Genomic DNA, 21,586 nt, shown 5'->3' with positions numbered 1-21,586 from the left:
AGCTATGGAAGCTGGATGGGGCGGATCCAGCCTTGCTGAACAGCCCAGTTGTAGATCGCGGCAGCGGCACCTGCACCTAGAGCACCGAAGACCAGTGCGAGCACTCCGTTACGGAAAGCGCTGGAAATCGAATCAGAACCGAGGCTGTCCGAACCGAGGGAATCGGAGCCCAATGGAGAGTCTTCGCTTTCGACTGGCTGGATGAACTCAGTGCCATTGTCGGTCTGGACACGGATCGCCTTGAAGCCTGCAGGAACAGTCATCTTGGCAGTGGCTTTGCCGGTTTCATTCTGGTTATCGGTGATGGTGTTATCCACATCAACGGTGGTGCTCACAGGGGCGCCATTTCCGATAAGTTCCACGGTGACCTTGGACGGCTTGGATTCAGAAGCCGTGTAGGAAAGGGAAGACAAGTTTACGGTGATCTCAGATCCGGACTTGAGTTCACCTTGCACGTTGATGCCCACGGAGGTTTGGTCATCACGCACAGCCACATTCTGGTTTTCGCTCAAGTAGCGGTTGAACAGATCCACATCGATGATTCCCGCATCCTCCAGCTTGTTGGCACCAGACTGGGTTCCGAAGGAGGTGTAGCCATCTCCTTCATTGAGCAGGAATGAAGCACCTGCGATGCGGTACTTCTTGGACTCGTCCAGCTTTTCCCCATTGATGTTTACGTGGGTGATGCGAGAACCGATTTCCGCGGTTGGATCGTACGAGTACTCGACATTCTTGCTGAAGCCCAGAATGAGAGTTGGGCGTTCATTACCAACAGGCTTGCGCCACTGCTGCTCCATGACCCCCTTGAGCTCAGCACCGCTGATCTCCACCACGCCCATTGAGTTGCTGAATGGCTGCACACCAAAAGCCTCGGCGAAGGTGACTTCACCCTTTTCTAGGTCCGTGCGCACGCCACCGGCGTTCATGATGCCGATATCTGGCTTCAGGTCAGTTTGAGAATTCACTCCCTCGAGCGCGGCATCTGCCAGCAGAGAGTTCAACGAGCTTTCCGTTCCGCGGTTGGTTCCGGTTTCACCACTCTTGTTGGCACCGCGGTAGAAGCTGTTCTCGATGGTCGTGACAACCTTGCTCCCCTCCTCCTTAGCCGCATCTTCAGCGGCACTGACGATTCCCGCCACCTCTGCGTTTGGGGTACCCGCACAAGCAGTAGCGATGTCCTGCGCGCTGATGTTGCGAGTGCTGACCTCTTCCACCTTGTGGGTGGTCTTGTTGAATTTGATGTCGATGTCCGCCATCAGCTGACCATATGAGGCTGGCTGAATCATCGGCGGAGTGGTTGAATCATCATCGTTTGTCTGATGGGTATGACCGGCGATCACGGCGTCGACGTTCTCACCAAAACCAGTTCCCGTGACACCTTCGTGGGCGAGCGCGATGACCACATCCGCCTCCCCTTCGGACTTCAGCCGATCTGCTTCTGACTTGGCTGCGGCGATTGGCTCGGTGAACCCTAGGCCTTGGATACCCGCTGGAGAGACCAAAGAGGCGGTGTCTGCGGTGATGACACCCACGTAGCCGATCTTCACGCCATCGCGCTCCACCACGGTAGAAGGCGCGAGAGTAGAACCGGTGACATTGGCACCCAAGTATGGGAATTGAGCCTGGCCGGTGGTGCCGTTCACACCAACGCGATCGCGTAGGTCTTCCCATCCTTTATCGAACTCGTGGTTACCCACTGCAGAGGCGTCCAACTTCATCGCGTTGAGGACATCAAGGGTTGGCTTATCCTCGAGGATCGCAGAAGTGAAAGGAGAGCCGCCGATGTTATCTCCAGCGGAGACGAAGGACGTGTTCGGGTTAGCGGCACGTTCCTTGTCTAGGTAACAGGCCATGGAAGCCGCACCCATTTCGATGACAGGGCTTTCTGGTTTCTTAGGATCTTTATGCACCTCAGCGAGGTGGCCGTGGAAATCGGTGACACCGAGCACGTTGAGGTCGACAGTGTCTGCCTCCTGCGCCAGGGCGACGCCAGTAGTCGCGAACGTGGTGAGTGGCACGAGGGCCAAAGCAATGGCCGAATGGCGCAGCTTGTTATGACGAGGCACGGAGATCTCCTGATGAGTGGGAATGGGAACGTCAGCCCTCATCGAATCACGATCCCGCTTCCACCACAGTGCAAGTTTTACCCGCGACGTGCGCTTTCATGCTCTAGTCAGGCAAAATTCACAGCCCGTTCACTCAAGAACCGTGGTACCTCTCCCCCCGTGTTTCAGCCCCCCCCAGAACCAACCCTCAGAGCCAACCCCCAGTGTTAGCCGCGCAGACGCTCCACTAAATAGTCCACCACGGAATCCAGCGCTACGTCTTGCTGCTCGTGAGCCTGCAAGTCCTTGACCGCGATCCTGCCCTGCTCCAGCTCAGATTCGCCCAGCACCAACGCGAACAGGGCTCCTGCCCGATCCGCACCCTTCATCGCGCCCTTGAGACCGCGGTCGCCGTAGCTCATATCCACGGCCACTCCGGCAGCCCGCAGCCGGTCAACGAGAGGAACCATTTTCTGCTTAGCCTCCGCACCCATGGCCACGCCGTAGACATCAACCCGGCGCCCACTCGCCGCACTCTTCGCTTCGGCTTCCAAAGCCAGCAAGGTGCGGTCCACGCCGAGTCCGAAGCCAATTCCGGACAGCTCCTGCCCGCCGAGCTGAGCCATGAGTCCGTCGTAGCGTCCTCCGCCGCCGATGCCAGACTGCGCACCCAGGCCATCGTGGACGAACTCAAAACAGGTCTTGGTGTAGTAATCCAGCCCACGCACCATCCGCGGGTTGATCACGTACTCAATGCCCATGTCATCCAGGTAGCCGGTGACGGTTTCAAAGTGCGCGCGGGACTGGTCCGACAGGTGATCCAGCATAAGCGGCGCATCAACGAGCATCTCTTGCATCTCCGGGCGCTTGTCATCCAACACGCGCAGCGGATTGAGCTCTGCACGACGCTGAGTTTCCTCATCCAGTGGGAGCTTGCGGAGGAACTCCTGCAGCTTCGCACGGTAAGCAGGACGGTCAGAAGCATCGCCCAAGCTGGTGAGCTCCAGACGGTACCCGGTGAGACCCACGGAACGGAAGCAGCGATCAGCCAGCGCGATGACCTCAGCATCTAGCGCTGGGTCATCCACACCGATTGCTTCCACGCCCACCTGCTGCAGCTGGCGATAGCGGCCAGCCTGCGGGCGCTCATAGCGGAAGAACGGTCCGTTGTAGACCAGCTTTACGGGCAGTTGCCCGCGATCCAAGTTGTTCTCAATAACAGCGCGCATCACTCCCGCCGTGCCCTCGGGGCGCAGGGTCACGGAGCGATCACCGCGGTCCGCGAAGGTGTACATTTCCTTGCTCACCACGTCAGTGGATTCACCCACGCCACGTGCGAACAGCGCAGTGTCCTCAAAGATGGGAAGTTCGATGTGCTCGTAGCCTGCGTTATGCGCAGCCAGAGCAAACGCTTCCTTGACTGCGCGGAATTCCGCGGAGACAGGTGGGACATAATCCGGCACTCCCTTGGGAGCCTTGAGTGCCGGGAGTTTCTTTTGCGCAGGCTTGTCAGTCACGGGGAACCATCTTAGTCATGGGAGTTGGTGCCAACCTGCGGGAGGTCGCTGGTTGGGCGAGGGTGGCGTCGAAAAAAAGAAGAAACTAAACCACAGACTGCAAGAAGGGGTTTCCGGCCTTCTCCGCACCCACGGTGGTCTGCGGGCCATGACCACTGAGGACCACGTCATCATCGGCGAACTCGCTGACCAGCTTCTTCAAGCTCAACTGCATGTCCTCAGGGGAAGAACCGGGCAGGTCGGTGCGCCCCACTCCACCCTGGAAGAGCACGTCGCCGCCCAGAATGAGCCCGGGGACGCGGAACATCACGGAACCTGGGGAATGCCCGGGCATGTGGTGGACCTGCCAGGTGACACCGGCCATCTCGATGGAATCGCCCAGCTCACGGATATCGGCGGGCTTGTCCATGTTCTCCACGTCAAACATCTGCCCGAAGGGCGCGCTGCCCCAATCCATGTCCAGCATGGTCTTGTCCGCTGGATGAATGTGCACGGGGACGTTGAACTGGGCGGCATCGCGTATGTGATCAATGTGGCCGTGGGTAAGCACTACCGCTTCTACTTCCAGCCCATCCTCCTCAGCCAGTTCCTGCACCATTGCGAATGCTCCCATCCCGGGATCGATGACCACGGCGGGGATCTTGCCCTCGGCGGTCAGGCGAGAAGTATCCGCCAACACATAGCAGTTGGTCTGGAGTGGGCCTGCCACAAACCCGCCGATGGAGGTGGTTTCCGGCAAGGGAGCGTTCTGGGATGGTTCTGGCTGCTGTGGGGTGTTCATGGTTCTCGAGCTTAGTCCCCACCATGACAGCGGTCAGTCAATTGCCTGTGAAGGAGCCGGTAGGGGCTTGTCGGACTCAGGTTGTGTCCTGACGATGAGGCATAATGATGCAGATCAAACCGCAACCCGAAAGGTCGGAAACTCTACCGTGGCTGATAAGAAGAACTCCCCGTTGCCCAATGAGGCGCGCCGGGATGCGAACCTCAACACCCTGGAAAAGGCCATCAAGGCCCGGGATCGACGCGCCAAGACCGCTCCCCTCGGCGTGGTAGCGGCAACGCTGGCTGTGCTGGTGCTGCTGGTGGGCGGCATCTGGTTCGCCTCCACCTACTCCTCCAACGATGACAACGTGGCGGAGGAATCCAGCTCTGCGGAAACCACCCCAGCTGCCGAAGCCGCAGCTCTTCCCGCTGGCCCCACCAAGCCATACGGTGAAACCGTCAAGTGTGAGTACAAGGCCGAGGGCGAGGCTTCCAAGGAGGTCAAGGTTCCAGAGAGCGAAGACGTGAAGGCTTCCGGCACAACCAAGGTGACGTTGAAGACCAACTCGGGTGAAGTTCCCATCGAGCTGGATGCCTCCAAGTCCCCGTGCTCCGCGAACTCCTTCGAGCACCTGGTGCAGGCAAAGTTCTACGACAACACCGTCTGCCACCGCAGTGTGAAGTCCGCTGGCATGACCATCCTCCAGTGCGGCGACCCCACGGGCGTTGGCTCCGGCGGACCTGGCTACAGCTTCGGCGATGAGTACCCCACCAATGGTGTGAGCGAAGCCGAGTTGGAAAACCCTGTGACCTACCCACGCGGAACCCTGGCCATGGCAAACTCCGGACCGGACACCAACGGCTCCCAGTTCTTCCTGGTCACCGGTGAGACTCAGCTGCCTCCCAAGTACAACGTGTTCGGCACCATCTCTGAAGAGGGCCTGAAGACGCTGGACGGCATCCTCGAGAAGGCTCCCGAAGGTGATGGAAAGCCTGCCGAGGAAGTCAAGATCGAATCCGCCCAGGTGGCCTAGCTGCCCGTTTGGCGGCGGGCCTAACCGCCTGTCGTGAGACGGTAAACGTCGAACACACCCTCCACATTGCGCAGCTGGTTCATCAGGTACCCCAGCTGCTTGATGTCGGAAACCTCAAAAGTAAAGCGAATCATCGCCACCCGATCTTCCGCGGTATGAGAACTCGTCGCGGTGATCGGGACTTTTTGGTCTGAGACCACCCGGGTGACCTCAGCCAGCAGACCGTTGCGGTCCAGGCCTTCGATCTGGATCGTCACCATGAACACGGCGTTGTGGAAGCTCGACGCCCAACTGACCTCAATCAAGCGATCCGGCTCTGCCTGCAATTTATCGGCATTGGTGCAGTCCGTGCGGTGAACGGACACGCCCGCGTTTTTCGTGACAAAGCCGAAGATCCTATCGCCCGGCACCGGGGTACAACACTTCGCCAACTTGGCCGAGAAGTCCGCTTGGCCTTCCACCAGGATGCCCGAGCCATCTCCCCGCCCTACTTGTGGCGTGTTCGCGATCCGCGATGCTCCCTGGGTGGGCGGCATCATCACGTCATCGGGATCATCATCCTGCGCATGCTGCTCCACCAGGAGCTTGGTCACATGCTCAGCGGAGATCTCACCCCGGCCGATGGACGCGTAGAGAGCATCCAGATCCGGTTTGCGCAGCTCCGTGGCGATATTGCGCAGTGCCTCCTGTGTAAAGAGGCGCTGCACGCTCAGTCCGCCGCGGCGGATGCCGGCGGCAAGCAAGTCGCGGCCTTGGTCAGCTGCTTCTTCTCGACGCTCCTTCGCGAACCACTGACGGATCTTGGATTTTGCCCGCGGGGACTTTACAAAGTTGATCCAGTGCTTGGACGGACCAGCATGCTGATCCTTCGAGGTGAAGATCTCGATCTTATCGCCGGTCTTCAGCGTGGATTCCAGCGCCACGAGCTTGCCGTTGACCTTGGCACCGATGCAACGGTGGCCAACCTCCGTATGGACTGCATAGGCAAAGTCCACGGGGGTTGACTCAGTGGGAAGAGTGACGGCGTCGCCCTTCGGGGTAAAGACGAAGATTTGATTAGTGGCGAGGTCATAGCGAAGGCTGTCGAGGAACTCGTTAGGATCCGCAGCTTCCTTCTGCCAATCCAGCAGTTGGCGCATCCAAGCCATCTGATCGATCTCTTTGGCGTCGCCACTATGGGTGCCGCTGGTTTCCTTGTAGCGCCAATGAGCAGCAATACCGAATTCGGCCTTGTTGTTCATGTCATAGGTGCGGATCTGCACCTCCAGGGGCTTAATATCCGGGCCCATCACAGTGGTGTGCAGCGATTGGTACACCCCGTACTTGGGCGCGGAAATGTAGTCCTTGAAGCGTCCAGGCATCGGGTGGTACAGCGTATGAATCGCGCCCACCGCGGCGTAACAATCGCGCACGGAATCCACCAGAATGCGGATGCCCACCAGGTCAAAGATCTCATCGAACTCGTGACCCCGAACAATCATCTTCTGATAGATCGACCAATAATGCTTGGGCCGACCCACAACCTCAGCGTGCAGGCCGAGCTTGCGCATGGACAGCTCAATCTCGTTTTTCACCTTGGCCAGGTATTGATCCCGCTTGGGCGCGCGGTCGGCCACGAGGCGAACGATCTCATCGTATTTCTTCGGGTACAGGATGGCGAAGGAGAGATCCTCAAGCTCCCACTTCACCGTTGCCATGCCCAGGCGGTGAGCCAGCGGAGCAATGACTTCGAGGGTCTGCTTGGCCTTCTTCGCCTGCTTTTCTGGAGGCAGGAATCGCATGGTGCGCATGTTGTGCAGGCGGTCGGCCACCTTGATCACCAGCACGCGGGGATCGTGAGCCATGGCCACCACCATCTTGCGGATGGTTTCTGCCTCGGCGGCTGAACCTAGCGCCACTTTGTCCAGTTTGGTGACACCATCCACCAAGCGGGCTACTTCTTCACCGAAATCTTGGGTCAGGTCGTCCAGGCTGTAATCGGTATCTTCCACCGTGTCATGCAAGAGCGCGGCGGCCAGCGTGGTGGTATCCATGCCGATTTCTGCGGCGATGGTGGCCACTGCCAGTGGGTGGGTGATGTAGGGCTCCCCCGATTTCCGCATGACCCCCTCATGCAGGCGCTCGGCGGTGGCATAGGCGCGGTTCAAGACATCGATCTCCGCGCGTGGGTGATAGCGACGGTGGACCGTGATGAGCGGGCCCAGCACTGGGTTGATCTTGGCGCGACTAGATCCCGTGAGACTGCGCGCGATACGTGCTGCCATCCATAGCGAGCTCTTGTCATTGCTCATGAATTCTCACCCATGGCATTCTCTGCGGCTGCATTTTCTTCATTGTGGCTGCTATCCGCCACCACGTAGAGAGGCACGTCCTGGAAGCGATCTCGCCCGCCCAGGCCTTGAACCTCCAGCACTACGGCGATGCCGACTACGTTCGCACCAGCCCGCTCCAGCAGCGTGCGGGAGGCCTGCAGCGTGCCACCGGTGGCCAGCACATCGTCGATCAACACAATGCGCTTGCCGCGCAACGGCAAACCCTCAGCCGGGACTTCTAGAGCCGCAGAACCGTATTCCAGGTCATACTCTTCCCGGTACACCGGCGGAGGGAGCTTTCCACCCTTGCGCACAGCCAGGATCCCCAAGCCCAGCTCATAGGCAACTGCGCTACCCAAGAGGAAACCGCGCGCATCCAACCCGCCGATGAGCTCCGCATCGTGTTCCCGCACCACATCAGCCAGATCCTGGACTACTGCACGGAAACTCGCTGGGTCAGCCAGGACCGGGGTGAGGTCCTCGAAGACAATGCCCTCGGAAGGGAAACCCGGAACGATACGCGTGAGCTTCTTCAAGGCCTGGGCTGCCGGAGAAAGCCCAGCGTGCGGGGCAAGGGTTGAGTTGTCAGTCACGGAAACTCTCCGGTATCTCTTCGTCAAGTGCTGCAGAATGTGCTTAAAGCTAATACAGCTATTACTCAAAGCCTAATGTGCATGGGTCTGAAGCGTTAGGGTGCTGAGCGTTAGGACCCCGAGCGTCGAGGCTCCAGCACCCGCGACCCTAAACCGCGTTGGCCGGAGTGGCTGGTTCGGAGTTACCGCTCTCCGTCGGGGTCACGGGAGTTGCCTTTTCATCCCAGCGATCCATGTTCCAGCTCAAACCGGCGTCAGATCCGTTATCTCCCACGCCAGCCATGTGCTGCTCGATGGCCACCACGCGCGGTTCGGTGAGCAGGGAAATGGTCATCATGTTCCGGTGGAGTTCCTCTTCCACCTTCTTCACCGTTCCCACGCTGGCTAGGCCGTTTTCATTGGTTACGGCATTCCTGCCGAAGGCGGGGCGGGTGTCCAGGAGTACGTCGTAATCAGTTCCCAGCGCGCCGAAGTTATCCACGCCCAGTGGCACGGGCTCCACGGTCACGCCCACGTCCTTGCAGCTCTTCACCATTTCATCCACCAGTGCGGCATAGCGAGGAACCGCATCCAGGTAACCCACGCGAACTGTCTGCCCGCCGAGCCACTGCCCGGCTTCCTGAGGGTTCATCTGCATCTGCGCATCGGAGACACCCTGCAGCTGCCCAACCAATGGACTCTGCGTGGAGAGCATGCGCAGGCCGGTAGGAGTGGTCTTCAACGCCAGCTCCTGAGAGATCCGATCAGCCATGGCCTGTCGATTCATGCACGCGTTGATGGCCCGTCGCATTTCCACGCTGGAGAACATCCCGTTGCTATCCAAGCGCAGGGTGTCCACACGACCGGAGTTATAGGAGGTGATCTGGAAATCAGGCTCCTTCAGACCCGCCTTTTCCAGCTTTGCGGTGGTACCCAAATCCGCGACTCGCACCTGACGGTCCGCAGCCAACTGCTTCACATCCGCGGAGTTTGGCCACACGTAGATGGGGCTTTCAGCGGGCTTGCTGCCTGCGTAATGGTCGTTGGTCACCAGCTCCAGCTGGCCCTTATCGCCGCGCGACGCAATCCGGTACGGACCATGCGTGGGAACCGTTGCCGGGTCGGTGGTTGCCACGTTGAAGGTCTCTTGCCACGCTTGGCCCAGCAGACTCAAGGACTCTTCATCCCCCGCGTTGACAGCCTCCAGCACATCTGGAACCTCCGCATGCTCACCCACCACGTGGGACGGCAGAACCGTTCCAGGACTAAACAACTCGCGGTAGCGCTGGCCGAATCCGTGGTTGAAATGCACCATGAATTCCTTGGCACCGGCGGCACAATCGATGGTGTTCACCTGCAGGAACAGCGGCATGTCCGAACCAAAGAGATCCGGGCGGCTGCTTGCTGCCTGGGTCAGCGCAAAGTCATCGCACACCACGGGTGCGCCATCGGAATACTGGGCCTTCTCGTTGATCGTGTACTTCACCGCGGACCCGTCCCCCGGCTCGGGCACAGCGGTGACCAAATCCGGGTTGGGCAGCAATTGACCGTTCGGCCCCGCCAAGAACGCACCAGGGTACAAACGCGCGGATAGCTTCTCCGCGTCAGTGGCCACCCCTAGGCCGGTGCCGGCATTGGTGGTCGCCACCGGACGAGGAAGCACGTAACCCAGTTGCTCGGGCTTCTTCTCCTCGATCAGCTCGCCATCAGCACAGCTACTCAGTGCCGTGAGTGTGCCAGTGGCCACCACCAGCGCCGTGATTTGGGTCAGCTTGCGCCGCATCCGCATTACTCGATCCTTACATTCCCGGCCGCCAAGAACGGCCCGCATCCTCATCGTTGCTCGTCACGCGAGCATTAGGGCTGGCCACTTGGCGCTTGGTAGTTTCTTCTTTGTTTTCGACGCCAACCAGCGCCGATTCCGCGTTCTCTTCGTTATCCGGCGCGGTGACTGTGGAGGAGGAAGTGCCCAGCTGACCCTCTCGAGCCAACATGACGCGCTGCTCGTGCTCCTTGAACTTCTTGCTGCGGTTCTTGAACACCACCAGAAGTGGAGCGGCGAAGAAGATCGAGCTGAACGTACCAACAATCACGCCGAGGAACTGCACCAGAGCCAGGTCCTTCAACGTGCCCACGCCCATGAGGCCCACGGCGATGACCAGCAGCGAGATGATGGGCACCACGGAGAAGATGGTGGTGTTCAAGGAACGCATGATGGTCTGGTTCACCGCGAGGTTGACCTCTTCGGCGTAGGTGGATCGCGTGGATTGGAACAATCCGGTGGTGTTTTCGTTGACCTTGTCGAACACCACCACGGTGTCATACAGGGAGAACGAGAGGATGGTCAGCAAGCCGATGACGGTTGCTGGGGAGACTTCAAATCCCACCAGGGCGTAGATTCCCGCCACCACGATGAGGTCGATGACCAGACAGATGATCGCGGCGATAGCCATATCGCGTTCAAGCCTGATGGTGATGTAGAGGAACACTGCCAGCAGGAAGACCACCAGTGCGATGAGCATTCTTTGGGTGATCGAGCTGCCCCATGATTCGGAGACCGTGGAGTCATTCACGGCAGCTTCGGTGACCTCGCCACTGGAATCAGTGGGTTGGAAGCGGTCGAACAGAGCGGTGCGAACGTCGCGGATCTGCTCCTCGCTCAGGCGCTCGGAGGTGACTTCCACCTGACGAGCCTCGCCGGAGCCCACGATCTGCGTGGTCTGTGGCTGCACGCCGGTGGCTTCCTCGAAGACCTCAGACACGGAAGTCTCATCCGCACCATTGGTCGGAGGCATGGACAAGCGCGTGCCGCCCTCGAAATCAATGCCGAGAGAAAATCCGCGGATCAAGATGGCCGCGAGGCACAGCACCACGAGCGCGATGAGTACGCCGAACCACTTTTTCCGGTTGGGGACGATCTGCAGGCCGCCCTCACCGTTGTAGATGCGCTCGACAAAACCAGGTCGCTTCAATTGTTCGCTGGACTTGGGCGCGCGCACGCTTTCTCGCTGGGTAGTGGCAGCCATTACTTCTACCCCTCCTTGTGATTGCGAATAGGTTTCGCTGTGCCGGGTTCTTCGGTGGTGTTCTTGTCAGCGCTGGTCTGGTCATTGACATCCGTTGTACGCGCAGATGAGGTCTCTGCATCGTGCTCGGCTACCGCGCGGCCGCGAGCTGCCACGAGGGCAGGATCTTCAGCATCGTCCTCATCCAGATCAGCATTGTCCAGACGTTCGCCGACCTCAGCTTCGGGATTACGCTCATTTGCCGGATCCTGCTCAGCCGCGAGACGGCGACGATCAGCGGAACGGAACGCAGAGCCAAGTCCGTTGATGTGCGGGCTGTGGAAGAACTTGCGTCGGGAAAGAAGAATCACCAATGGGGCGGTGACCATGAAGGCCACGACCACGTCGAACACGGTGGTCAGACCCAGCGTGAACGCGAAGCCCTTGACCTCGCCGATGGCCAGGAAGTAGAGGATCACCGCGGCGAGCAGCGAGACGAAGTTACCGGTGATGATGGTGGAACGAGCTCGGCTCCACGCACGCGGCACGGCAGAGCGGAAGGAACCGCCGCGGTGGATCTCATCCTTGATGCGCTCGAAGTAGATCACGAAGGAGTCGGCGGTGGTACCCAAGCCGATGATCAGACCAGCGATGCCGGCCAGATCCAGGCTGTAACCAATCCACCGGCCCAGCAGGATGAGGAAGCCGTAGACCAGCAGGAAGCTGGCGGCCAGGGAGATCATGGCGATCAGGCCCAATCCGCGGTAGTAGAACAGTGCCCACAGCGCGATGAGTGCCAGTCCGACCACGCCAGCCAGGATGCCTGCCTTCAGGGAGGCTTCACCCATGGTTGGGGAGATCGTGGTGGTGGTGCCGCCTGGCTCTCCGTTCTCACCGACGAAGCTCAATGGCAGTGCGCCATAGCGGAGGTTGTTTGCGAGATCCTGCGCTTCCTGCTCGGAGAAATCGCCGGTGATCTGGCTGACCTCTCCCGCAGGGGTGGGCGTGACGATCTCTGGGGCGGAGATGACCTGGCTGTCCAACGTGATGGCAACCTGCTTGTTCAGGTTCTGCTGGCCCAGCTGGTACCAGGTTTCGCCACCTGGGGTGTTCTCACCGGTCTTGAAGCGGAAGGTGATCGCCATTTGCGCGGACTGTGGATCCAGGCCGCCGGTGATCTGCGAATCGGTATCGATCATCGAACCGGTCAGGCGCTGGCCCTCTTCTTCACCGGGCTTGCCCACCAGCAGTGGTGCTGGTTCGAGGACCATCGGACCCTGTGCGGAACAAGCAACCAGTGGCTTGGAGGGATCATCTGCGCCGGCCAGGGGGTCATTGCCCGAGCATTCCATCAGGGAAGCAGCAGAGTTCTGAATATCCGGATCCGCAGACTGGCGAGCCTCACGGAGCACGGAGACCTGGTGGTCACGGAAATCCTGCTCTTCCTTGGAAGTTGCAGGCTCCTCTGGCTCCTTCGCAGAGACCTTGAGTTCCTTCGGCGGATTCGGAATACCGATCTGCTCAAAGACGGGAACCACCTTGGCAAGCTTCTCGTTGGCCTGATCCTTGGTGAGTACTCCGGCCTCAACCCAGTCGTTGGCCATCTTCTCAAGAACCTTAGGCAGTTCCTGCGTGGGTGGCTGTGGCTGCGCAACAGCGCGGAAGAGCAGTTGCGAGGTGCGGCCCAGGTTGCGGGCTTCTGCCGCATCTTCACCCGGAACGGTGATCACCAGGTTGTCGCCATCGGTGACCACTTCTGCTCCGGAGACACCCATGCCGTTCACACGGCCTTCCAGAATGCTGCGCGCTTGGCTCAACTGCTCTGAAGTGGGCTTGTCACCCTGTGGCACCAGCGTGACGCGGGTACCGCCCTGCAGGTCAATGCCGAGCTTGGGGGTGGCGGACTTATCTCCGGTGAGCATCACCAGGGCGAATACGCCGATGAGGATCACGAGGAAGAGTGCAAGAACTCGCTTGGGCCAGGTGACCTGGCTCCGCTGTTTGCTACGCGTGCGCTGAGACGCCACTGTATTGTGCTCCTGTAGCGATAGAGGAAGAAAGCCGGAATCGGGCTCCGAGAATCAGAGCCGGTAGATCGAACTAAGAAATCTTAGCGCTTAAAGGGACTCTTCTGGGGTCTCTGGGTCTTTGCGCTGCTCTTCGGCCTGTTGCGGGGTGGCGGCTGCAGGTTCTTCGGTTTCCACCAAAGACAGCACCACTGCCTTATCCCACGTGCTCACCACGCCAGCGCTGATTTCCAGATCCACGGTGGTCTCGCCAACGTGAGCGATGCGGGCATGCATGCCCGAGGTGGTCTTCACGACCATCCCGGGGTGCAAACGCTCCTGGAACGCTTGGATTTCCTTCACCCGGCGATTCTGCTTGCGCATACTGATGAGCGGTAGGGCCACGAAAACGACCAGCAACAGGCCTAAAAGAAAAACATCCATGGTGGACAGTGTGCCACAGCGCTGCTGCGTTACTGAACCACGCTCTGCCTAAAGCCCCAGAGCGTGATCCGGGGGAACCAGCCCGCAATGTCGCCATGCGGCTGCTGTAGCCACGCGGCCACGAGGGGTGCGGGCGATCATTCCGGCGCGTACCAAGTAGGGCTCGCAGACTTCCTCCACCGTGGTGGGTTCTTCTCCGACGGCCAACGCCAAGGTGCTCACTCCCACTGGGCCGCCACCATGGCCGCGCACCAGAGAATTCAGCACCGCGCGGTCCAGCCTGTCCAGGCCCATTTCATCCACGTCGAACACCAACAGCGCAGCGCGAGCCACACCGATATCTATCTGGCCATCCGCGTGCACGTCAGCGAAGTCTCGCACTCGGCGCAGCAAGCGGTTCGCGATACGAGGGGTGCCACGGGAACGACTGGCGATTTCCGCGGCTGCCTCTGCTGTGACCTGCACGTTGAGGATTCCCGCCGCGCGCATCACCACGCGGGTGAGGTCCTCCGTGTCATAGAACTCCATTTGCGCGGTAAACCCGAAGCGGTCGCGTAGAGGGCCGGTGAGCATTCCCGCGCGTGTGGTGGCTCCAACCAGGGTGAATGGCGCGATCTCGATGGGGATGGAGGTGGCTCCCGGGCCCTTGCCCACGATCACATCGATGCGGAAATCCTCCATGGCCATGTAGAGCATCTCTTCCGCGGGCCTGGCCATGCGGTGGATCTCGTCAATGAACAGCACATCGCCTTCCATCAGGTTGGAAAGCATCGCCGCCAGGTCACCGGCACGCTCGAGGGCGGGTCCGGAAGTCATCCGCAGGGCGCTGCCCAATTCCTGGGAAATGATCATGGCCATCGTGGTCTTTCCCAGACCGGGAGGCCCCGCCATTAAGACGTGATCAGGCGCCACATTGCGAGCTCGGGCGCCGCCGAGAACCAGGGTCAGCTGTTCCCGCACCTTCTTCTGACCAATGAATTCATTCAGGGATTTGGGGCGCAGAGAGGTTTCGATGTCCTCTTCCCCACCGGCGGTCGCTGCCTCCAGTTCGGGGTTGCGCGCTAATGGGCCGCGGGCGGGAGTCTGGGTTTTCTTCGCATCTGGCACGGCAAATTCCGTGCGCTCGATATCTCGATTCTTTTCCGTCATGTTCTATCGCCCGCCATTCATTGCCGAAAGGCTGGCGCGCAGCACGGCAGAAACATTGACTTCCGTGGCAGGCATAGAAGTAATCACGGAGCGCGCCGTAGCTTCGGACTCTTTCTCAGAGAAGCCCAGCCCCACCAGAGCTTCAGTGACCTGAACCAGTACCTGGGTGTCATCTTCGCCAACCGCACCGGACGCGGGAAACTCCAGAGTTTCTCCGGCTGTGTGTCCATTAGGTGCCACCAGTTCAGGCATCTTGCCCTTGAGATCCACCGCCATGCGCTCTGCCAAACGCTTGCCCACACCGGGGGCTTTCTGCAGGGCTTTGACATCGCCGGCGTGCACCGCAGCGGCCAGCTCAGTGGCAGAGAGCGTTCCGAGAATTCCCATTGCGAGGCGCGCACCCACGCCAGAAACGCTCTGCACCGTGGCGAAGGCAGCGCGCTGCTCGGAATCCAAGAAAGCGTAGAGGGTTTGCGAATCTTCCCGCACCACGTGGGCGGTGAGCACGAACACTTCTTCCCCTCGCGCCAGCTGCGCATTCGTGGCGGGAGTGGTCACGCATTGATAACCGACTCCCCCGCATTCAATGACCACGCCATCTAGGCCTTTGTCGATGACAGTCCCTCGCAGTGATGCGATCACAGTGTTCCCTTCACGATCAAGTTCATCGGTGCCCGCCAGCAATGGCACACGGCTAAAGCTAACGCATCGGCTGCGTCGGCTGGCTTAGGAGGTTCAGAGAGTCCGAGAATCCGGGTGATCATATTGGTCATCTGCACCTTATCTGCCCGGCCATTTCCACTCACCGACTTCTTCACCTCGCTGGGCGTGTACATGTGCACGGCAATCCCGCGCTTGGCAGCTGCCAGCATCAACACCCCGGAAGCATGAGCAGTGTTCATCACCGTGGAGACATTCGAGCGTTCAAACACGCGCTCAATTGCCACCACATCCGGCTGATAATCATCCATCCATTCTTCCACCGCCACGGAAAGCCGCAGCAGCCTTTCCGCCAGGTCTTCCTCTGGTGGGGTTCGCACCACCCCAACCGCGACCGGCAGGACACTCCGACCTTTTCCTGCCTGCACCATGGAAAGCCCGCAGCGAGTGAGACCAGGATCGATGCCCATTACCCGCATCCCCGCGAGCGGTGTGGCCTTCCGTGTGGGTGCATTGTCAGCATTCATGTGACCGCACCCCGCCCTCTCCGATTTCCATAACATCGCCAAATTTAGCACATACGTGCGAAAACGGGAATGAGCAGGAATGATATGCTTGGGATCATGTCTCCCAAAACTCTGTATAAAAACGTGGCCATCGGCGAGGTCATCACGTGGGCCCTCCTGCTCACCGCCATGGCCCTCAAATACTCCGGAACCACGGAAGCGCTGATGCCCATTGCCGGAGGCATCCACGGATTCGTCTTCTTGGCGTTTTGCGTATCCACAGTGCTGATCTGGGTGAACAATCAGTGGAGTGCAGGCCGGGGAATCGCGGGTCTTGCCAGCGCACTTATCCCGTTCATGACCATCCCCTTTGAGCGCAACGCGGAGAAGCACAATCTGCTGGAGCGCGGTTGGCGCTTCCGCGCAGGAAGTGGAGACCAGCCACGGACCCTTCCGGAAAAGGTCCTGGCGTTCTATGTGACCAAGCCCGCGATCGCGGTATTGGTCACGCTGATCGGTTTGGCTATTGTCTTCGGCGGTTTGCTGGCTCTGGGCTCCCCGGCAGATTTGGTCAGGCAGTAACTCGGCTTAGCTGCGCACCGAGTGACGCAATGAAATAACCCCCGTCATGGACGGGGGTTATTTTTATGAACGAAGCGGAACTAGCTTTCGCTCTCCAGCTCAGCCAGCACGTCGGCCGGGATGTCCATGTTGGTGAACACATTCTGCACGTCATCTACCTCTTCGAGAATGTCGATGAGGTTGAATACCTTCTTGGCGGTCTCTGCATCCACGGGTACTTCCATAGTGGCGCGGAAGTCCGGCTCAATGGATTCGTACTCAATACCTTCTTCGATCAGCGCATCGCGCACGCCGTTCAGATCGCCCGGATCCACCACGATCTCAAAGCGCTCGCCCAGGTCGGTAACTTCCTCGGCTCCAGCGTCGAGCACAGCCATCAGCACTTCGTCTTCGTCGAGGCCGTTCTTCTCCAGCACCACCACGCCCTTGCGGTTGAACAGGTAGGAAACGCTGCCGGCATCGGCCATGTTGCCACCGTTTTTGTTCACTGCGGTGCGCACTTCGGTGGCGGCTCGGTTGCGGTTATCCGTCAGACACTCGATGAGCAGCGCCACACCGTTGGGGCCATAGCCTTCGTACATCAGGGTTTCCCAGTCAGCGCCGCCGGCTTCTTCACCGGATCCACGCTTGCGGGCGCGCTCAATGTTGTCATTGGGTACGGAGGCCTTCTTGGCCTTCTTGATCATGTCATCCAGCGTCGGGTTCGCCGATGGATCTCCACCACCCGTACGAGCCGCGACCTCAATGTTCTTGATCAGCTTGGCAAATTCCTTGCCGCGCTTGGCGTCGTTGGCTGCCTTCTTGTGCTTAGTGGTTGCCCACTTGGAATGGCCTGACATCTTCCTCTTTCCGGGTCGATTCGCTGAGCGCTATCGCTTCGTTCTCTAATGCGTCCACGTTACTAGACGCGCGTGCTGGCCTCGCGCACCATCTGCACAAAATATTCGTGCACCTGGTGGTCCTCGGTCAGTTCAGGGTGAAAGCTCGTGACCAGTACATGGTCTTGCCGGGCTGCCACTACTGCGGAATCCACCTGGGCCAGAACCTGCACGTCTGCGCCCACTTCTTCAATTTGCGGGGCGCGGATAAACACTGCGTCTACGGGGCGATCAATTCCCGTGAAGTCCAGTGAAGTTTCAAAAGAATCCTTCTGGCGGCCAAAGGCGTTTCGACGCACGGTCACGTCTATCGCACCCAATGACTCGGCATCCTCGCGTGTGTCCAGCACGTTGTCCGCGAGCATGATCATCCCGGCGCAGGTGCCGAATGCGGGCAGCCCCCCGGTGATTGCATCACGCAGGGGTTGGATCATCCCGCTCAAGCGCAGCAAGCGGGACATGGTGGTGGATTCCCCGCCTGGCAGAACAATTCCATCCAGTCCCTCGAGGTGCTCGGTCCGCCGAACCAGCCGCGTGGCGTGTCCCAGATTTTCCATAACGCGCACGTGCTCGGTCACCCCGCCCTGCACGGCCAGGATGCCGATCAGTAACTGCTGGCTCACTTAGCTTTCCTTCTCTGCGTTCTTGCGCGGGGGCAACACATGCGCCCCGGGAGCCAAGTCGCGGGTCAAACCCTCTTGAGTCACCACTGCAACCAGGTCTCCCTGCTGATTGAAGATCCGCCCGTGAGTCAACGCTCGGCCCGCGTGAGCGGAAGGCGAAACCTGATCATAGAGGAGCCATTCGTCGGCACGGAAAGGACGCAAGAACCACAGGGCGTGATCCAAGGACGCTTCCTGAACGCGCACATCTGCGTGTGGCACCAGTGCTGATGAGAGCAGCGTCATGTCAGACATGTACGCCAAGGTGCAGATATGCAGCGTTTCATCATCCGGGAGCCGTGACTTCGAGCGGAACCACACCACTTGCTGGGAGGGCGAGTACTTGTTGTGCTCGTACATCTCCGGCGGAACGATGCGGATATCCCACTCGTTCCACTCTTTCATCAGGTTCTTGATGGTCTCTCGGGATACCGCAGCATCAACTGGGATGCTCTCTGGATCCGGCACAGCGCGCATCTGATCAGAATGCTCCGGGCCTTCGTCAGTGCGCACGTGAAAGCTGGCCTGCATCACGAAGATGGCCTTGCCGTTTTGCATCGCCTTGATGTGGCGAGACACGAAGGAACGGCCATCGCGGATCCTGTCCACCAAGAACACGGTGGGTTCATCCGGATCTCCCCCGGCGACGAAATAGCCGTGGAGGGAGTGCACGCTGAACTCCGGCCCGACTGTGCGGGTTGCAGCCACCAAACTCTGGGCTGCCACCTGCCCACCAAAGGTGCGCCCCAAACTGGTGGGGATCACTCGGCCGCGGTAGATATCTCTATCGATGTACTCCAGATCCAGTACATCGAGGATCCGTGGGTGCGGGGAATTCACTGGCGTAAGTTCTTACCAGCCGCGCTCTGCCAGGCGGTGTGGCTGCGGGATGTCATCCACGTTCAGGCCGACCATTGCTTCGCCCAAACCGCGGGAAACCTCCGCGATGGTGCGGGGATCATCGAAGTTCTGGGTGGCCTGGACGATTGCCTTGGCACGCTGCTCAGGGTTGCCGGACTTGAAGATGCCGGAGCCCACGAACACGCCTTCCGCGCCCAGCTGCATCATCATTGCAGCGTCCGCAGGAGTGGCGATACCACCGGCGGTGAACAGCACCACTGGCAGCTTTCCGTTCTTTGCTACCTCGCGCACCAGCTCGAATGGAGCCTGGAGCTCCTTGGCTGCCACGTAGAGCTCATCCTCTGCCATGGAGGTCAGGCGGCTGATCTCTGCGCGGATGGTGCGCATGTGGGTCACTGCGTTGGAAACGTCGCCGGTGCCAGCCTCGCCCTTGGAGCGGATCATCGCGGCACCTTCATTGATTCGACGCAACGCTTCACCAAGATTGGTGGCGCCACAGACGAAAGGCACGGTGAACTTGAACTTATCGATGTGGTTCTTGTAATCAGCTGGGGTCAGGACCTCAGACTCATCAATGAAGTCCACGCCCAAAGACTGCAGAACCTGAGCCTCGACGAAGTGACCGATGCGAGCCTTGGCCATCACGGGGATGGACACGGCCTCGATGATGCCATCGATCATGTCTGGATCTGACATCCGGGACACGCCACCCTGGGCGCGGATATCCGCAGGAACGCGCTCCAGAGCCATCACTGCGGTGGCGCCGGCATCTTCGGCGATCTTTGCCTGCTCGGGTGTCACCACATCCATGATGACACCGCCCTTCAGCATGTCAGCCAGTCCGCGCTTCACGCGTCCGGTTCCGGTAGAGCCGGTGGTAGCGGTGCTATTTTCTTCAGACACTGGCAGTCATCCTCCCAAGGATTGATCTTGTTTCTCTCTAAAAATCCAGTCCCTGACCAATCTACTCTGCAGGGGGAAGCTGAGTTGACAGTGCCTCATAGTATTCCGGCAGCGGGGCCGATCCAGCCAGCCGCAGTGCCTGCACTTCCCTCCTACTTCTGAGGGAGCGGGTATCAGCCACCGCGTCGTTATAGAAACGCGCCGCTAGATCGACCCGGGTGGAAGCTTCCACGTACACGGGGTTATTCATGATCTCCCGGGGCAGCTGCGAAAGAATGTGATTTTCTGCATCCGTCCGGTGACCCATGTCCGTGGCCTTCAGCAGCACGTTATCCACCGCGGCCACGTCTGGGGCCATCTCTGGGCACAGTGCCTTGATCACTTGCCCGCGGGCAGCCAGCGCACCTTCCAGTGCGAGGCGGGCGGAATCGGTGCGGATGTGCAGCCGGTTCAGGCGGTTCGCCATGCCGCTGGCCCAAAAAATGAGCACCACGAGAAGCAGCACCACAATTGCGGTGATTACTACCCACATCGGGATGGAAATCATGCCAGGGTCACGCCCCTTCCCTTGACTCGCACCGTTCGGTAAACCTCTTCCACGCGGGAGGTCACCGTGCACCAATCGAATTGAACGGCTCGCTGTTCGCCGTGAGCTGCGAGGGCGCGACGGGTGGCGTCGTCAGAAAAGAGGTTAACTACCACCCGCGTTAAGTCGGCCGCGTCCCCGTTGCGGAACAGGGCCGCGCTCTGCCCGTTTTCCCCGACAGCGACGAAGGCCGGGATATCGCTGGCCACCACTGCAGCCCCGGCGGCCATGCCTTCCACGAGCACGATGCCGAAGCTCTCGCCACCCGTGTTGGGCGCGATGTAAATGTCTGAGCTGCGCAGGCCGCGGGCTTTGTCTTCCTCGGATACCGCCCCGAGGATGCGGACGTTTGCCGTGCTCGGATCTGTACCCAGGGCGTATGTGAGCCCGGCCTTGCGCAGTCTTTCACCCAGGGCGTCCTGGTCACCGCGCCCGGCGATGAGCAACTCAATGTTGGGAATGGCATCGACGATCGCCGGCATGGCATCCAGCAGGACCTGCAGACCTTTGCGTGGCTCATCGAAGCGGCCCAGGAACATCACGCGCGGGCGGTCCAGATCCAGGCCATCCAGTGCTCTGGCCTCGCGGAACACCGCCGTGTCCACCCCGTTGGGGATCAGCACGGGATCTCCAGCCAGGTTCTCCACCTGCCACTTGCGTGCCTCTTCGCTCACCGCGATGCCCGCGTGGATGCGTTCCAGAATGGGACGCAGCAGTGGCAACACCACCTTGAGCAGCTTCGATTCGCTGGCTGAGGCATGATAGGTGGCCACCACCGGACCCATTACCTGAGCCAGGGACAACATGGAATAGCTGGGCGAATTGGGCTCGTGAATATGCAGCACATCAAACCCATTGCGCTTGATCCACTTGCGCACTGTGCGTGCGGAGATCGGCCCAAAGCTCAGACGCGCGACGGATCCGTTGTAGGGAATCGGAATGCTGCCCCCGCCTAGCTCCACGAAATCAGGCACGGCATCCTGCTTGGTGCCTGGGCCGATCAAACTCACGGTGTGCCCGCGCCTCTGCAATTCCTTGCACAGGTCAATGGCGTGGGCTTGCACCCCGCCCGGTTCATCGAAGCTGTAGGGGCACACCATGC

General features: G+C 60.0%; 20 protein-coding genes. 2 read left to right on the top strand and 18 right to left on the bottom strand.

Annotated elements, in window-relative coordinates:
- Positions 1 to 2: 2 nt before the first annotated feature.
- The 3 genes from IRY30_RS05515 to IRY30_RS05505 form a co-directional block, all read right to left on the bottom strand.
- A complete protein-coding gene (locus IRY30_RS05515) occupies positions 3 to 2,108 on the bottom strand; it encodes a bifunctional metallophosphatase/5'-nucleotidase (RefSeq protein ID WP_194556326.1) in 2,106 nt (701 codons plus the stop codon).
- A gap of 164 nt (positions 2,109 to 2,272) precedes the next feature.
- Positions 2,273 to 3,562, bottom strand: coding sequence for a histidine--tRNA ligase (hisS, locus tag IRY30_RS05510; RefSeq protein ID WP_194556325.1), 1,290 nt, complete (start codon positions 3,560 to 3,562; stop codon positions 2,273 to 2,275).
- 85 nt (positions 3,563 to 3,647) lie between these two features.
- A complete protein-coding gene (locus IRY30_RS05505; RefSeq protein WP_194556324.1) occupies positions 3,648 to 4,343 on the bottom strand; it encodes an MBL fold metallo-hydrolase in 696 nt (231 codons plus the stop codon).
- A gap of 148 nt (positions 4,344 to 4,491) precedes the next feature.
- Between IRY30_RS05505 and IRY30_RS05500 the strand changes: the two genes are divergently transcribed.
- Positions 4,492 to 5,358, top strand: a complete 867-nt coding sequence (locus IRY30_RS05500) for a peptidylprolyl isomerase (RefSeq protein WP_288813816.1) — start codon at positions 4,492 to 4,494, stop codon at positions 5,356 to 5,358.
- Between the two features lie 20 nt (positions 5,359 to 5,378).
- Here the strand turns inward: IRY30_RS05500 and IRY30_RS05495 are convergent, their stop codons facing one another.
- The 9 genes from IRY30_RS05495 to ruvC form a co-directional block, all read right to left on the bottom strand.
- Entirely contained in the window at positions 5,379 to 7,649 is a 2,271-nt protein-coding gene (locus tag IRY30_RS05495) for a RelA/SpoT family protein (protein ID WP_194556322.1), read from the bottom strand.
- Positions 7,646 to 8,263 carry an adenine phosphoribosyltransferase gene (locus IRY30_RS05490; protein ID WP_194556321.1) on the bottom strand — a complete coding sequence of 206 codons (618 nt, stop codon included), beginning with the start codon at positions 8,261 to 8,263 and terminating at the stop codon, positions 7,646 to 7,648. The genes IRY30_RS05495 and IRY30_RS05490 overlap by 4 nt, the downstream gene beginning before the upstream one ends.
- 148 nt (positions 8,264 to 8,411) lie before the next feature.
- Complete coding sequence (locus IRY30_RS05485) at positions 8,412 to 10,031, bottom strand: ABC transporter substrate-binding protein (RefSeq protein WP_194556320.1); 1,620 nt, start codon at positions 10,029 to 10,031, stop codon at positions 8,412 to 8,414.
- 10 nt (positions 10,032 to 10,041) lie between these two features.
- Positions 10,042 to 11,214, bottom strand: a complete 1,173-nt coding sequence (gene secF / locus IRY30_RS05480; RefSeq protein WP_228503013.1) for a protein translocase subunit SecF — start codon at positions 11,212 to 11,214, stop codon at positions 10,042 to 10,044.
- 59 nt (positions 11,215 to 11,273) lie between these two features.
- On the bottom strand, positions 11,274 to 13,274 hold the full coding sequence (secD, locus tag IRY30_RS05475; RefSeq protein ID WP_374708541.1) for a protein translocase subunit SecD: 2,001 nt from the start codon (positions 13,272 to 13,274) through the stop codon (positions 11,274 to 11,276).
- A gap of 90 nt (positions 13,275 to 13,364) precedes the next feature.
- The gene (gene yajC / locus IRY30_RS05470; protein WP_194556318.1) at positions 13,365 to 13,697 is read right to left on the bottom strand and encodes a preprotein translocase subunit YajC; all 333 of its coding nucleotides are present in this window, start codon (positions 13,695 to 13,697) and stop codon (positions 13,365 to 13,367) included.
- Between the two features lie 48 nt (positions 13,698 to 13,745).
- The gene (gene ruvB / locus IRY30_RS05465; RefSeq protein ID WP_194556317.1) at positions 13,746 to 14,846 is read right to left on the bottom strand and encodes a Holliday junction branch migration DNA helicase RuvB; all 1,101 of its coding nucleotides are present in this window, start codon (positions 14,844 to 14,846) and stop codon (positions 13,746 to 13,748) included.
- 3 nt (positions 14,847 to 14,849) lie between these two features.
- Entirely contained in the window at positions 14,850 to 15,488 is a 639-nt protein-coding gene (gene ruvA / locus IRY30_RS05460; protein WP_194556316.1) for a Holliday junction branch migration protein RuvA, read from the bottom strand.
- Positions 15,485 to 16,033, bottom strand: a complete 549-nt coding sequence (ruvC, locus tag IRY30_RS05455; RefSeq protein ID WP_194556315.1) for a crossover junction endodeoxyribonuclease RuvC — start codon at positions 16,031 to 16,033, stop codon at positions 15,485 to 15,487. The genes ruvA and ruvC overlap by 4 nt, the downstream gene beginning before the upstream one ends.
- A 96-nt stretch (positions 16,034 to 16,129) precedes the next feature.
- Between ruvC and IRY30_RS05450 the strand changes: the two genes are divergently transcribed.
- The gene (locus tag IRY30_RS05450; RefSeq protein WP_194556314.1) at positions 16,130 to 16,594 is read left to right on the top strand and encodes a DUF3817 domain-containing protein; all 465 of its coding nucleotides are present in this window, start codon (positions 16,130 to 16,132) and stop codon (positions 16,592 to 16,594) included.
- Between the two features lie 80 nt (positions 16,595 to 16,674).
- On the opposite strand, the gene IRY30_RS05445 is transcribed toward IRY30_RS05450, so the two are convergent.
- The 6 genes from IRY30_RS05445 to IRY30_RS05420 all read right to left on the bottom strand — a co-directional run bounded on the left by IRY30_RS05445 (position 16,675) and on the right by IRY30_RS05420 (position 21,584).
- Entirely contained in the window at positions 16,675 to 17,433 is a 759-nt protein-coding gene (locus IRY30_RS05445) for a YebC/PmpR family DNA-binding transcriptional regulator (RefSeq protein WP_194556313.1), read from the bottom strand.
- 62 nt (positions 17,434 to 17,495) lie between these two features.
- Positions 17,496 to 18,095, bottom strand: a complete 600-nt coding sequence (gene pdxT, locus IRY30_RS05440) for a pyridoxal 5'-phosphate synthase glutaminase subunit PdxT (protein ID WP_194556312.1) — start codon at positions 18,093 to 18,095, stop codon at positions 17,496 to 17,498.
- Positions 18,096 to 18,974, bottom strand: coding sequence for an acyl-CoA thioesterase (locus IRY30_RS05435; RefSeq protein ID WP_194556311.1), 879 nt, complete (start codon positions 18,972 to 18,974; stop codon positions 18,096 to 18,098). It abuts the gene before it with no gap.
- Between the two features lie 12 nt (positions 18,975 to 18,986).
- Entirely contained in the window at positions 18,987 to 19,898 is a 912-nt protein-coding gene (pdxS, locus tag IRY30_RS05430) for a pyridoxal 5'-phosphate synthase lyase subunit PdxS (RefSeq protein WP_194556310.1), read from the bottom strand.
- 61 nt (positions 19,899 to 19,959) lie between these two features.
- Positions 19,960 to 20,445: a hypothetical protein gene (locus tag IRY30_RS05425; protein WP_194556309.1), complete on the bottom strand. Its 486-nt coding sequence runs from the start codon at positions 20,443 to 20,445 to the stop codon at positions 19,960 to 19,962.
- Positions 20,442 to 21,584: a glycosyltransferase family 4 protein gene (locus tag IRY30_RS05420; protein ID WP_194556589.1), complete on the bottom strand. Its 1,143-nt coding sequence runs from the start codon at positions 21,582 to 21,584 to the stop codon at positions 20,442 to 20,444. Before IRY30_RS05420 ends, IRY30_RS05425 begins: the two co-directional genes overlap by 4 nt.
- Between the last annotated feature and the right edge of the window lie 2 nt (positions 21,585 to 21,586).

The organism is Corynebacterium suicordis DSM 45110, from assembly GCF_015351405.1.
GTDB classification, from domain to species: Bacteria; Actinomycetota; Actinomycetes; order Mycobacteriales; family Mycobacteriaceae; genus Corynebacterium; species Corynebacterium suicordis.
This window is presented reverse-complemented; position numbering and strand designations above follow the sequence as displayed.

Coding starts and splice junctions, on each gene's coding strand:
- IRY30_RS05515 (WP_194556326.1), bottom strand. CDS start 2,108: ATGAGGGCTGACGTTCCCATTCCCACTCATCAGGAGATCTCCGTGCCT.
- IRY30_RS05505 (WP_194556324.1), bottom strand. CDS start 4,343: ATGAACACCCCACAGCAGCCAGAACCATCCCAGAACGCTCCCTTGCCG.
- IRY30_RS05495 (WP_194556322.1), bottom strand. CDS start 7,649: ATGAGCAATGACAAGAGCTCGCTATGGATGGCAGCACGTATCGCGCGC.
- IRY30_RS05485 (WP_194556320.1), bottom strand. CDS start 10,031: ATGCGGATGCGGCGCAAGCTGACCCAAATCACGGCGCTGGTGGTGGCC.
- yajC (WP_194556318.1), bottom strand. CDS start 13,697: ATGGATGTTTTTCTTTTAGGCCTGTTGCTGGTCGTTTTCGTGGCCCTA.
- ruvB (WP_194556317.1), bottom strand. CDS start 14,846: ATGACGGAAAAGAATCGAGATATCGAGCGCACGGAATTTGCCGTGCCA.
- ruvC (WP_194556315.1), bottom strand. CDS start 16,033: ATGAATGCTGACAATGCACCCACACGGAAGGCCACACCGCTCGCGGGG.
- IRY30_RS05450 (WP_194556314.1), top strand. CDS start 16,130: ATGTCTCCCAAAACTCTGTATAAAAACGTGGCCATCGGCGAGGTCATC.
- IRY30_RS05445 (WP_194556313.1), bottom strand. CDS start 17,433: ATGTCAGGCCATTCCAAGTGGGCAACCACTAAGCACAAGAAGGCAGCC.
- IRY30_RS05425 (WP_194556309.1), bottom strand. CDS start 20,445: ATGATTTCCATCCCGATGTGGGTAGTAATCACCGCAATTGTGGTGCTG.
- IRY30_RS05420 (WP_194556589.1), bottom strand. CDS start 21,584: ATGGTGTGCCCCTACAGCTTCGATGAACCGGGCGGGGTGCAAGCCCAC.